Here is a 12238-nt window from a genome sequence, read left to right on the forward strand (position 1 = left end):
CTTGTTGTTGAATCAACTTTTAACTGGTATTGGTTAGTCGATGCTTTAATGGATGAAGGGTTTAAACTTCACTTAGCAAACCCCGCTGCAATTAAACAGTATTCAGGCTTAAAGCATGCTGATGACCACAGTGATGCGTGTTGGTTAGCTGAAATGCTACGTTTAAACATTCTGCCTGAGGGCTATATTTATCCTCGAGAGCTCAGGGCGGTTCGCGACTTAATGCGTAAACGAATGGACATTGTTCAACAGTCCACTAAAAACTTATTATCAGTGCAAAGTTGTTACATGCGTCATCTTGGATACAAGCTCAGTAGCAACAAAATCAAACAAATGGCCGCTATCAGAAAAGGCGTCAATGTTGAGCAAGTACACACCGATTTCAGCTCAACGAATACAGCACTGTCGGTCATTTCTAACCTTTCATTAATACGCTGTGCTCAACAGCAAATCAACGCAATAGAGAGTGCTATTTTACAACAAACATCGCTCTCCCCTGAGTTTATAAACCTAACCAGTATTGATGGGATTGGGAATACGTTAGCACTGACCATTATGTTAGAGACAGGCACGATTAAACGTTTTGATAGCCCAGGTAATTTCTCCTCCTATTGTCGCTGTGTTAAAGGAGCAAGGTACAGTAATGGAAAGAAAAAAGGCGCTACAAATCAAAAGAATGGTAATCGTTATTTAGCGTGGGCGTTTACTGAGGCCGCTAATTTTGCCATTCGGTACAACCCGACAATCAAAAAATATTATCAACGAAAACTGGCTAAAACGAACCAGGTTATCGCAATTAAAACGGTTGCGCATAAGCTCGCAAGAGCCTGTTATCACGTGCTTAAAGATAATGTCCCATTTGATGAACACAAGGCTTTTTCTTAACGACCATAAAACGGAATTAGGTTAACGTGTTGAGCTAGTAATGGGGTTGGTAAAACCACTAGATTTGATTGAGCCTGCACGTTAACCGCTCATATTTTAAATACTGGATATGCCCAATGTTTGAGCCACAAAGGGTTGGTTATGTTCAAGCATAAACCACAGGATTGTTACAGCGCAGTGTGTAAACACAGCCAGAAACTGGACTGATATTGGAACTAAACGATGACTGAGGCGAAAGCCAAGGGCATTAATTAATCATCAATAATGCTTAATTAAACCGCCTAAATTCATATGGGTGACTGGTGCATATTCACACCAATCGACGTCATGACTAGGTGTATAGCCAAATTTAAATTGAGTTTAAAAAGTAACAACACTTGATTTTTGAATAAAAGATCAAGAAAACACAGCTGCCTGCTTGACCGGAACTTCCTAATGGGTGATCTTCTCTACTAAACTTATCAATAACAAAATTGTTTAATTAAAATTACCAATGCCTAGTTATTTTACAAAAGATTGCATTGCATCTCTCAATTTATCAACACATTTAGTGTCAGCCTTTGATAATGTATTGCTGATATTCAATTCATTTAATAGGTCTAATTCTTTTTCTTTATTTAAAGTAACGGCAGCCAAGTTAGTGTTAAAGTACTTTTTGACTAAATCTGGTGCTTGTTCAAGAAAAATAGATCTGCTTTCTCGCTCATCTGATAGTTTTAGGCTGACTTTGTTATATGTTTTTTTAATAAGTGAACTTCTTTCTTTTAAAAATCTTAACGGTTGAAAGATTTCTTTAAGTTCTTTATCTCTTTCTATAATACCTAAATATGCTTTCAGACCACCTTCGCTATACTCTTCTAGACCTAATATTGAGTATGCAATAGCATTGGCAACATTATTGCTAGCGCTATTTAAGTCGTTTTTCATAAGGTTACTTTTAGCCAGAATTAATTCTGATTTTACTAAATACTCAAGTGCATGATGAACAGCGCCTTGAATAAGTAGCTCATTTGCAAAATTTAGAGCTTTCTTATGTTCTTTATACGTTGCCATTTGTATAAATGTCACCATGGCCCATTTATCATTTAAATTAGCGGACCTTTCGAGTTCGTCTAAGCCCATTTCTTGATAGGGAGCTAAAACATAGTTGTCGGGATAAAAAAAGTCATCTTGATGTATCTCTGCGCGGAATCCGACATAAGCCTTGCCTATTCTTGCATCCCAATCACTCATGGAGTCTTCGATTAGTATACGGTCCTCTATTATGACGTCTTTTGAAGCTGAGCACCAATTTTGATGTATTCCCCTCTTTTGCTCAACTTTTCTTTCTAATACCTTGATGCCTAATTCTTTTTTATTTTGGGGTAGCTGCAAAGCGTCATCAAATTTTGTATGGTGTTTAGTATCTGAATGTTTTGTATTTATATTAACAGTGTTTTTTTCTAATTTTGATGGGCTGTCAAAATTAGAAAAATAAAGGGCTATTCCGCCAATCATCAGAATTACAGGTAATATATTTTTTAATGGCACTTAATTTACCTCTGTTATGGGCATCAGATTGAAAACCAAAGGGGTCTGAAACCAAAGGGGTCAAATCTTGACTTCATACATCAATGGTCTAGATTTATAGTTTACTGCTTATTGAGTGAATTGCTATGTCTAGACCATTGCGAATAGAGTATGAGAATGCGTTTTATCATGTGATGAATCGTGGAAGAGGGCATGAAAATACCTTTTTGAGTGATGACGACTTTAAGTATTTTTTATATTGCATTGAGCAAGCAAGCCTTCGTTTTAATATTGAAGTGCACTCATATTGTTTAATGACTAATCATTACCACCTGTTAATAAAAACCCCCGATGCTAATTTAGGCCGAGCCATGAAGCATATTAATGGCCTTTACACTCAATACTTTAACCGAACCCATAATACAGATGGTACGCTGTTTAGAGGGCGCTACAAAGCGGTGTTGGTGGATGCTGATAATTACTTATTGCATGTTAGCCGGTATATTCATCGTAACCCAATTGAAACGAGCACCCCGTTGGTAGATGACTTTGCTAAGTACAAATGGTCTAGCTATTCAGCTTTTATTAAAAGTGGTGCGACACCTAAATGGCTAAATAGAGATTTTATATTTTCGCTGCAAGGTAAAAAGCGTAAATATGCTGCGTACAAACAGTTTGTTGAATATGAGAGCAATGAAGAGATAAGCGCTTTTTATGGCGCTAAAAAGTTACTGTCGGTGTTAGGCTGTGAAGATTTTATTGAAAACTTAAAGGGTTATATTGCAACATCAAACAGTGAAAGTAAGCTTGTTAGTAAAAAGCACTCAGCGAATGATGTAATTACTTACTTAGCTAAACACCTTAATGTTGAGGTAGATGATATAGTTATGGTTAAAAAGGGGCGAAAAGAGAAAAACTTACCCCGTTGGTTTGCTATTAAATTTTGCCAAGATTTAACGGGATTAGATTTGCAGGCATTAGCAAATGTTTTTAATGTTAAGCACTATTCGGCAGTATCAAAAACTGTTGGTAGATTAAATGCATTAATGGTTGAAGATAAGAAGGTTAAATTACAGTGGGAAGAGCTTCGAGATTGCTTGATGTCTGAAGTCAAGATTTGACCCCTTGTTGACTTAAGAAGGTTAAATTACAGTGGGAAGCGCTTCGAGGTTGTTTGATGTCTGAAGTCAAGATTTGACCCCTTGTTGACTTATGCCTTATAAATTCCCTTTTAAATAAGAGGTTACTATGGTTCGTAGAGCGCTCATTCTACTTTGCATTTTATGCTTTAATATCAGCTCGTTAAATGCCAGTGAAAAGGATAAAACCATTACGTTTGCGGTTGGTCATGATCATGACAAAATGTTGATGGAGAATTACCCAATTTATCGTGCTAGCTGGCAATTTTTAAATCAAAGTTTAGCTAAACTAGGGTATAAAGTAGACGCCATTGTTTTACCTTGGGCTAGAGCGAACTATTATACTCAGTCAGGAAAAGCTGACGGTTTATTTTTAGCAGCTAATCTGCCAGGACGAGAGCAGTGGGCGGTTTTGTCAAAGCCAATTGGAGTGGGGGCGTTTGGTGCTTTTTATCACAAGGATAGAAAAGACAAAGAAAATATTATTGCGGGTGTTCGTTTAGGTGTGCACGATAAAATATTAACGGGCTATCACACTTATGAGCTGTTAGAAGTTGCCACGGCTCAGCAAGGGTTTAAACTGCTTTTTAACCAAAAAGTAGACCGCTTAATTATGTCAGAAAGCTATGGCAAGTATTTGTTAAGCACTGAGTTGATTGAATTTAAAAACGACATATTATTTGACTCTAACGTGATTGAGAAACGTTCAATTCATGTTGCATTTGCAAAAGACATTGCTGAAAGTTTAAAAGCTATGGCGGTAGTGAATAAAGCGATTGATTTGGGTATAAGAGACGGTACATACCATGACGTTATGATTAAAAATAAAGTACCTGAAAGTATGTTTTTGTCTAGCTTTGATAAATAGTCGTTATATTTTATTTATTTTTAAGGGCAGCCTGTAGAGAGTGTTTTATTCCATATTTGTGAGTGAAAAAATGCAAAATTTGTCTTAAATAACTTCGTTTTATTATTCCGTTAAAATAAGCGTTTTATGAAGAGGCAAATAAAAATTTCTCTCCACTTACCAATCATAAAAAGCCATATTCAGCTGATTATAAAAAAGGGCAATATTATTGCCCTTTTTTACGCGCTTAAATTTGTAGTTATAAACTATAGCGCTACTAAGCTATGCTCTAGCATTGCCTTTATTTGTTTTACTATTTTAGCTTCTGTTTCAGGTTCGAATTGTTGTATACGTGGGGTATGAATATGCCCTGTAGGTATACTTGAATTAAGTGCGTCGCGTAGGCGAATACTTCTATACGATATTTCGTTAGACAGGTAACCACCGCCGCCGCCATTTACCGCAATACTATTTTTAAGCTCGCCGTACGAAGGCGCTTTATAGGTTTTTTCAAGCGTGGTGACTTCACGGTTGTCGATAACTTTATAAGGGCCTTTGGCTTGTTGCATGTAACTTACAGGCAAGCTAAATTCTACAAATTCGTTGCCCGGGAGTGGCCGGCCGTTAAGTTTTGGTATTACTGGGTTTGTTTGCGTTCCACCATACACAATATTGGCATTGTCGGGGGCAGTTACACTGCGGCGTTTACCCGGGAAGTGCTCTAAATCAAATTCTGTTCTGCCCATACTTACGGTGACTACCATGTCTACATTATTAAGTGCGTAGTAGGGGGCAAGTAGTGATTCTATTATGCCTTGATCAAAGTCTTCGTAGCGTACAGGCACCATAACGGTGTTAATTTCTGCGCTGATGCCGTTGTAATTAATAACTTGGCCGTCGAGTAATAACGCCGCAACACCTGAGGGGTTACTTTGGTTTATGTTTCTATCGAGTAAAAATGGGTCAAAGCCTGTAAGTAATATTTTTTTAGTGCTGCCTGATGAAAAAGTAAGGTCGGTGCGGCCTCTGCTGCCTTCTTCAAGTAGGACTAGTAAAGTATTTAGTTGAGCCTGCGTAATTGAAAACTTAGGTGATGTTGTGCGTATTACTTTGCTTGAAAGCAGGCGCGCCCAGTAAAGCTCTCGGTCGTCGTAGTTTTTGGTTTTTATTATGCGTTGCTTGGCACTTTCCCACAGTTCAAAACTAAAGCTTTGTACTAATGTTTTTGCACTTTTAAAGTTGTTAAGCTCTTTAAATTGCTGCTCAAAACTTGATATTTGCGGGGTAAATGCTTTTAAAACATTTGGCATTGCCGATTGGGCTTTGTTGATGCGCTGTTCTTCAACAGTTAAAGGATTACTTAAAGCAGCGAATGAAGAGGCGATTAAGCTGGTCGCTAATAATACTTTGATCATAATATTCCTAAGATAACGCGATTGTTTTATATGTAATTTACTATCCTATTATTGTTAACTTACAGCAACCCATTAACGTTGAATCGACTGATATTTGCTTTTTTTAATTTATTTTTTATTTATAAAGCTAATATTAAGCTTTTTTTACAGGTGAACAAAGTTAGAATATTTAATAAATTTCCTCCACTTCTAACATGTATTAAAGAAGTGGAGAATAAAAGGTTTAGGACCTTATTTATCAGCTGTCGCTTTACCATCTAGTTTATAAACTTTACCGTTTTTCATGACTAGATCAACATGCTGTAAAAGGTTTATATAACGCAATACATCACCTTTAACAGCAATAATATCTGCATATTTTCCTTCGCTTACTGTTCCCACTTTATCGTTTACTTTCATTAGCACTGATGGCCAATAAGTCGCGGCACGAATTGTATCCATTGCAGAAATATCCATTTCGTTTACCCATACAGCTAATTCGTTCCATGTGCTTTGACAGTGAAATTTGGTTGGTATTCCGCTGTCGGTACCTACCAATAAAACTACGCCAGATTCTTTTAATTGTTGAATTTTTCGTTTTAACGTGGGTTTGCGCATTGGTGTTAGTTGCATATATTCAAGCTCGCCTACATTTTTTAATGAGCCGCGAATATCATCAATAGTGCTTTTTTCTAGTCCTCGGTGCCAGCATTTATTATCTAAACGCTCAGGGTTGGCAACGGTTAAGTCATAATTCCAAAGTCCTTCTACCGTTGGGGTCCAATAAAGTGGTCCGCCGGCAATTCTGCCTTTGGCTGTGCGCTCTCTGAGTAAAGCAATCACATCGTTTGGAAATTCGGGAGCTGTGGTAAGTCCTGTGTGCTCAAAATTATCCACCCCTATTTCTAAGCCTCGTCTAATTTCGTCAGGTTTATGTGAGTGAGCAACCACGACTAAATTGCGTTTATGGGCTTGGTCAACAATAGCTTGTGCTACCTCAAGTTTCATCATGTCGTGGTCAATGAGTTTGATAATATCAACACCTGCATCAGCCAATTTGTTGACCTTTTTTTTGGCATCTTCAACGTTTTTAACACTCCACCTATACAGCTCGGTACCAGGGTAGGCTTCGTGTTGCAAAAAGGGACCCGAAACAAACAAGCGTGGACCTGGAATTTCACCATTCTCTATTTTATTTTTTATTGTAATGGAGTCTTTTAATGGTGCGCCTAAATCGCGGGCACTGGTGATCCCAGCTAACAATAATTGTTCAGCGCTTGCAGGCATTATTTCGCTTGTTAGTTTAGGAGTATATTCTTTATGCCAGTGCTTGTAATCAGCATGACCATTTAGCATTAAGTGTGCATGGTTTTCCCAAAGGCCAGGAAGTATATCCATGCCTTCTGTTGAGACAATTTTGTACCCCGTAGGTACAGGTAACGTATCAACTGTTCCAACTTTTTCAATGAGTCCGTTTTTTACTAATATTACGCTGTTGGCAAGTGGCTGATTACCAAAGCCATCTATCAGTCTTCCGCCAACTAATGCGGTGGGTTCAGATTGCTTTGCAGCACTTGCTATGGGTACTACTAAAATACTTAATAAAGATAAGCAGGTTAAAACTGAGAGTGCAGATCTATATAAACTTGTTGCTGTAATATTCAACATCGGTACATTCCTTTTGTTTAATTATTATCTGATAGTTATAGTTGCTCAGTTAAGATAACGTCAAAATACATAACTTAGCAAAACAAAACGTTGAACCTATAATTTAACTAAAGAGAGAGGCTTCCTAAGTGCTTGAGCAGTGCTTAAAAATGTATTGCCTTTTGCTCTGGTTTTAATAGTTAGATGGGGAATCGTACATGGTCTATTGCAGGAATACGCTTACATATTCATAACGGTATTGTTTTGGGGAATTATTGGCTGGGTAAATGATAGGTAGGTTAAACCTCCTGTAACAAATGACAAGAGGCTTTATTATTAGCCTACTTAGATTGGCGCTTGTCGAGTAAGTAACGTACGGCCATTCTTGCAACGCCCGCTCCAATACCTGAGACGACTGCCCATGTTACGGCTTCTTTGATCTCTGTATTTTCACTTGGCTTGTCTTTTGGGGCTGGTTCGTTGGTAACCTTTTCCCACGATTTTTGTAAAGTTTTCCTTGTTAACATACCAGCAGAAGCTGCAGCCAAGCCTATACCTATCGTCGTAATTAGTTGTTTATTACTCATAATGTTCTCCTTTTAATACATATCAATAGGGGGTTATTTATGTTTAATTTTTAAAGTAAGAATATGAGTAACAGCAAGTTACATACCGAAAGGTAACAAAGCCCTAATTAAGCCGCTATTTTAAATATAAAACCATGAGGCTGAGCTTTGTATTCATTTTTAATTTGACTAACAACGAGGCGTTTTTAACACTTTTTTGGTTAATCTTTCATTGAGCGCCATGCAAATGTTGATGCGGCTATAACAATGGCAATGGCTATTCCTAGGTACAGGGTTTCTATTGTGCCGCCAAATTCCACTGCATGTTCTAAAAATAATATAACGAGTACAACAGAGGTGACTTGTACGAGAGTTATTTTTAAATCATGAAAGTCCTTGATATTAAAAGCGGCTAAAAATTTACTTTCTTTTGATTTAGCAGGCGATATAAACAAGCGGTATAAGCTAATGGCTATAACTTGCAAGGTAATGCCTATTAATAGTAAATCGAGTATTTTAAGTAGTTCAACTATGAGGGCTTTACCTGCTTTGGCTGAGTCGGGCAGGTCGAGAATGGTTGAAACCACTATATTAAAAACAATATTAACGCATGAAACATAAACAAGGAGCGATGATACTGCTGCGGTGATAACCGCAATGACAACTAAAAAACGGCTAGTTTGAAATATATTTTCAATGTTGCTCAACTTCATAATTAGACTAAATCTATACGAAGCATAGTATATGTTAGATCCCTAAGTTACTATTTAAACAGAGTAATAAACTTGAGAACACATTGAATTATTTAGCTCACCTTTATTTTGCAAAGCCAACGGCTGACTCCCACTTTGGAAATTTACTAGGCGATTTTGGCGGCCATAGGCATGTGGCACAGCTGTCAGAGCCTGTAAAAAATGCGTTAAATAATCACTATCTAGTTGATAAGTTCACAGATGCACACCCCGTTGTTAAAGAGGCTAAACAGTATTTTTCGCCAGCGCGAAGGCGCTTTGCAGGCGTGGCAATAGATGTGGTGTTTGATCACTTTTTAATTACGCATTGGCAGCAGTTTAGCGAGCAACCTTTGAGTGATTTTAAACGTAACAGTTTTGGGCTTTTAAATCAGCGGTTGGCGCACATGCCACCGCGTATGCAGCGCGTAGTTACTAGCATGACTAAAAACGATTGGTTTAAAGATTACGAAACTATTAATGGTGTGGGGACTGCGCTAGACAACATTGCTAATCGTATTCGCTTTGCCAACCAATTTGCTGGCGCTGCCCAAGATATAAAACGCCATTACTACCAGTTGGATGAGGCTTTTTTAGCGTTTTTTCCACAATTAATAACGCATGTAACAGAGTTTAATGCAGAGGAGATTTAAATCTTTGTTAGTAAATATTAGGCGATTTTTTTGCTAACGCGTTTAGTCTTCTGGGCCATTTAATGTGAATTTTAGGTGTTTGCGCATGTCTTTTAAAATAACGCCTTTTTTAAGCATGGCGCCGCTTAATCGTTTTTGCCATTTTAATATGTCGGGCTCTGCGGTATCAAGGGCTTGTTGGTTTTCAAACTGAAAGCACATAAGTAACGAGCCCGGAAATAAGTGATACTCCACGTCAAACCAACATTGCAGCATACCGGGTAGTTCAGCGCGGCCTTGCTCTTCTATTTTATCGGCAACGTTAAGCACAAGCGCTTGTTGTTTTTCTTGTACTTTAGATAGTTTTTTCATTCTAGTGTTCCACTTGAGGGCATAATAATAGCCAGAGTGGGTCATTATACATCAGCTTTTAGTGCCCAACACCTTAAAGCTAAGTTAATAGTTATTTTCTAATAAACATAAGCTTAAACGCAGTAACTTTACTCGTCGCTTTTAGCATGGTTAACTTGGCGAGGGTTTTATAGCGTTTGGTTAAATACGTAAGCATAGGAGTCAATTTATTACGCCCAGTTTGTGTATAACAATAATAATTGCAGTTACTAAAGTGTTATTAATTAATAACTAAGTGACGTGATGATGCAAGTGATACGTACAAGTAGGCTTGCAGTTTAATAGGCGCAAGATGCTATTTTTAAGATTTAAAAAGGAAGTTGTGTTGTGAAAAATACGGTTGTTTTACTTTTAGGTATGTGGATTTTAAGTGGGTGTACGACTACCAACAACATTGAGTTTCCTGTTGTTGAAAAGAATGTTGCGTATTCTAAAGTGGCGTCGCTCGGTTTTGTAAATGCTAACGAAAAAATACACTATGGCAGTGGCGAATCACAATTTGCATTACTTTGGCGAGCCACGCATGCTGAACAAACTAAATCAAAGCCGTTGGTGGTATTACTGCATGGTGGTTGTTGGTTAAGTGCATACGACATAAAACATACTTATGCGTTAAGCACGGGCTTGGCACAGGCAGGGTTTAATGTATGGTCGGTGGAATATCGCCGAAGCGGCGAAAGCGGTGGCGGTTGGCCAGTTACATTTAACGATATAAAAGCCGGTATTTTAGCATCAAGTACTTACAATAGTGGTGAGTTTAAACTTAATAATGCTGTTGTTGTGGGGCACTCGGCTGGTGGGCATTTAGCGTTACTTGCGGGTGGAGAAATAAGTGAATTAAAAGGCGTAATTGGCCTTGCTCCCATTACCGATATTAAAGCCTACGCGGCAGGTACTAATAGTTGTCAAAAAGTAACTAAAGATTTTATGCAAGGTATGCCAAACGATAAGCCCGAACAATACACTCAGGCCAACCCAAGCGAGCAACCCTTGCATGCGCAAAGCATAATTTTACAAGGTGCGAATGACAGCATTGTCCCGGCGTATAAGTTAGAGCAACTTAATCGGCCGGTAGATTTACTCAAAGGGGTGGGGCATTTTGATTGGATACACCCAGGTTCTGCTGCTTTTAGCACGTTAGTTGAACATTTAAACGGAATAGATAAATGAATTTTGATGATATTGTAGCGCTTGATAAAGCCGATGTACTTGCAAGCAAGCGTGATGAATTTGATTTACCCGAAAATACTATTTATTTAGACGGTAATTCGCTAGGAGCTTTACCCAAAGCGGTTAAAACCAGAGTTGCGGCAGTAGTGAGCGATCAGTGGGGGAGTCATTTAATTAGAAGCTGGAACGATCACCAATGGATTGATTTACCTACGCAGGTTGGCGAAAAAATAGCGCCCATAGTTGGGGCCGAAAAAGGCCAGGTAATTTGTTGTGATTCGATTTCAATAAACTTATTTAAGCTTTTAAGCAGCGCGCTTATGTTAAACACGGGTCGTAGTAAAGTGTTATCAACGCAAGATAATTTTCCGACCGATTTATACATGGTGCAAGGCTTAAGCGACTTATTAGGCACTGATTTATGTCAATTAAAACTAGTTGAAGAGCAATGTATTGAGCAAAACTTAACTGACGACATCGCTGTATTGTTACTTACCCAAGTTAACTTTAGAAGCGGTAAGCTTTTAAATATGCAAAGGCTAACAAAGCTCGCCCAGCAAAAAGGTATTTTAGTGATATGGGATTTAGCGCACAGTGCAGGTGCATTGCCGGTTGAGTTGGATAAATGCAACGTTGATTTTGCAGTCGGCTGTGGCTACAAATATTTAAATGGTGGCCCAGGGTCACCCGCCTTTTTATATGTTGCTAAGCGCCACCAAAGTACAGTTAAACAGCCATTAAGCGGTTGGATGGGGCATGCGAAACCATTTGCATTTAATGCCCATTACGAGCGGCCAGAAAATATTAATCAGTATTTATGTGGTACGCCAAGTGTTATTGCTATGAGTGCGTTAGATGCCGCGCTTGATGTATGGGAAAACGTTAAAATAGGTGATGTGAGGGCTAAGTCGATTGCTTTAGCCGATATGTTTATTACCCTTGTGCAGTCGCATGCTAGCTTGGTTGATTTGCGTTTATGCTCTACTGAGGATTCAAACCAACGTGGAAGCCAATTGGCTTTTTCGCATAACCAGGCATTCGCTATTTGCCAAGCATTAATAGAAAAAGGCGTTATAGCTGACTTTAGAGCGCCTAATATTTTACGGTTTGGTTTTACGCCTTTGTATACCTCGTTTGAAGATGTATGGAACGCAGTGAATATTTTAGTTGATGTAGTAACAACAAAGCTATACGCCGAGCCAAGGTTTAACTTACCGGGCAAAGTAACTTGATAAAGTTGGCCAATTGCTTTGGTTTATTTTGCTTAAGCAATTGGCCTTTAGCTGTACTTACAAGCTTGTTATTAA

At 38.3% G+C, this 12238-nt stretch carries 12 protein-coding genes; 6 read left to right on the forward strand and 6 right to left on the reverse strand.

The window, feature by feature from the left end; translation table 11 throughout:
• Positions 1 to 48: 48 nt before the first annotated feature.
• The gene (locus KZZ04_RS00620) at positions 49 to 885 is read left to right on the forward strand and encodes a transposase (RefSeq protein WP_249310763.1); all 837 of its coding nucleotides are present in this window, start codon (positions 49 to 51) and stop codon (positions 883 to 885) included.
• A 501-nt stretch (positions 886 to 1386) separates the two neighbouring features.
• On the opposite strand, the gene KZZ04_RS00625 is transcribed toward KZZ04_RS00620, so the two are convergent.
• Positions 1387 to 2415 (reverse strand): hypothetical protein, encoded by a 1029-nt coding sequence (locus KZZ04_RS00625; protein ID WP_138529632.1) that lies wholly within the window; start codon positions 2413 to 2415, stop codon positions 1387 to 1389.
• A 125-nt stretch (positions 2416 to 2540) separates the two neighbouring features.
• Here KZZ04_RS00625 and KZZ04_RS00630 point away from each other — a divergent pair, with 125 nt between their 5' ends.
• Together KZZ04_RS00630 and KZZ04_RS00635 are read left to right on the forward strand one after the other, a co-directional pair.
• Positions 2541 to 3515, forward strand: coding sequence for a transposase (locus KZZ04_RS00630; protein WP_138532833.1), 975 nt, complete (start codon positions 2541 to 2543; stop codon positions 3513 to 3515).
• A 127-nt stretch (positions 3516 to 3642) separates the two neighbouring features.
• Entirely contained in the window at positions 3643 to 4401 is a 759-nt protein-coding gene (locus KZZ04_RS00635) for an ABC transporter substrate-binding protein (RefSeq protein WP_138527832.1), read from the forward strand.
• A 245-nt stretch (positions 4402 to 4646) separates the two neighbouring features.
• Here KZZ04_RS00635 and KZZ04_RS00640 read toward each other — a convergent pair whose 3' ends face one another.
• From KZZ04_RS00640 to KZZ04_RS00655, 4 genes are all read right to left on the reverse strand, one after another.
• The gene (locus KZZ04_RS00640; RefSeq protein WP_138527830.1) at positions 4647 to 5795 is read right to left on the reverse strand and encodes a hypothetical protein; all 1149 of its coding nucleotides are present in this window, start codon (positions 5793 to 5795) and stop codon (positions 4647 to 4649) included.
• 231 nt (positions 5796 to 6026) lie between these two features.
• A complete protein-coding gene (locus KZZ04_RS00645) occupies positions 6027 to 7442 on the reverse strand; it encodes an amidohydrolase family protein (RefSeq protein WP_219421397.1) in 1416 nt (471 codons plus the stop codon).
• 320 nt (positions 7443 to 7762) lie between these two features.
• Entirely contained in the window at positions 7763 to 8008 is a 246-nt protein-coding gene (locus KZZ04_RS00650) for a DUF4235 domain-containing protein (protein WP_058403152.1), read from the reverse strand.
• Between the two features lie 200 nt (positions 8009 to 8208).
• Positions 8209 to 8700, reverse strand: coding sequence for a YqhA family protein (locus KZZ04_RS00655; RefSeq protein ID WP_249310671.1), 492 nt, complete (start codon positions 8698 to 8700; stop codon positions 8209 to 8211).
• Between the two features lie 83 nt (positions 8701 to 8783).
• Here KZZ04_RS00655 and KZZ04_RS00660 point away from each other — a divergent pair, with 83 nt between their 5' ends.
• Entirely contained in the window at positions 8784 to 9371 is a 588-nt protein-coding gene (locus tag KZZ04_RS00660) for an ACP phosphodiesterase (RefSeq protein ID WP_058403150.1), read from the forward strand.
• Positions 9372 to 9413: 42 nt separating this feature from the next.
• Here the strand turns inward: KZZ04_RS00660 and KZZ04_RS00665 are convergent, their stop codons facing one another.
• Complete coding sequence (locus KZZ04_RS00665) at positions 9414 to 9722, reverse strand: hypothetical protein (protein WP_138527826.1); 309 nt, start codon at positions 9720 to 9722, stop codon at positions 9414 to 9416.
• Positions 9723 to 10088: 366 nt separating this feature from the next.
• On the opposite strand from KZZ04_RS00665, the gene KZZ04_RS00670 reads away from it, so the two are divergent.
• Both KZZ04_RS00670 and kynU read left to right on the forward strand, forming a co-directional pair.
• Positions 10089 to 10931, forward strand: a complete 843-nt coding sequence (locus tag KZZ04_RS00670) for a S9 family peptidase (RefSeq protein WP_138527824.1) — start codon at positions 10089 to 10091, stop codon at positions 10929 to 10931.
• Positions 10928 to 12163, forward strand: coding sequence for a kynureninase (gene kynU, locus KZZ04_RS00675; RefSeq protein WP_138527822.1), 1236 nt, complete (start codon positions 10928 to 10930; stop codon positions 12161 to 12163). Before KZZ04_RS00670 ends, kynU begins: the two co-directional genes overlap by 4 nt.
• The last annotated feature ends 75 nt before the right edge of the window (positions 12164 to 12238 follow it).

It is taken from the genome of Pseudoalteromonas sp. CR1, from assembly GCF_019392235.1.
Taxonomy (GTDB): Bacteria; Pseudomonadota; Gammaproteobacteria; order Enterobacterales; family Alteromonadaceae; genus Pseudoalteromonas.

Excerpts from the sequence above, each read along its gene's own strand:
- KZZ04_RS00620 (WP_249310763.1), top strand. The coding sequence starts at position 49 with ATGGATGAAGGGTTTAAACTTCACTTAGCAAACCCCGCTGCAATTAAA.
- KZZ04_RS00630 (WP_138532833.1), top strand. The coding sequence starts at position 2,541 with ATGTCTAGACCATTGCGAATAGAGTATGAGAATGCGTTTTATCATGTG.
- KZZ04_RS00635 (WP_138527832.1), top strand. The coding sequence starts at position 3,643 with ATGGTTCGTAGAGCGCTCATTCTACTTTGCATTTTATGCTTTAATATC.
- KZZ04_RS00640 (WP_138527830.1), bottom strand. The coding sequence starts at position 5,795 with ATGATCAAAGTATTATTAGCGACCAGCTTAATCGCCTCTTCATTCGCT.
- KZZ04_RS00645 (WP_219421397.1), bottom strand. The coding sequence starts at position 7,442 with ATGTTGAATATTACAGCAACAAGTTTATATAGATCTGCACTCTCAGTT.
- KZZ04_RS00650 (WP_058403152.1), bottom strand. The coding sequence starts at position 8,008 with ATGAGTAATAAACAACTAATTACGACGATAGGTATAGGCTTGGCTGCA.
- KZZ04_RS00655 (WP_249310671.1), bottom strand. The coding sequence starts at position 8,700 with ATGAAGTTGAGCAACATTGAAAATATATTTCAAACTAGCCGTTTTTTA.
- KZZ04_RS00665 (WP_138527826.1), bottom strand. The coding sequence starts at position 9,722 with ATGAAAAAACTATCTAAAGTACAAGAAAAACAACAAGCGCTTGTGCTT.
- kynU (WP_138527822.1), top strand. The coding sequence starts at position 10,928 with ATGAATTTTGATGATATTGTAGCGCTTGATAAAGCCGATGTACTTGCA.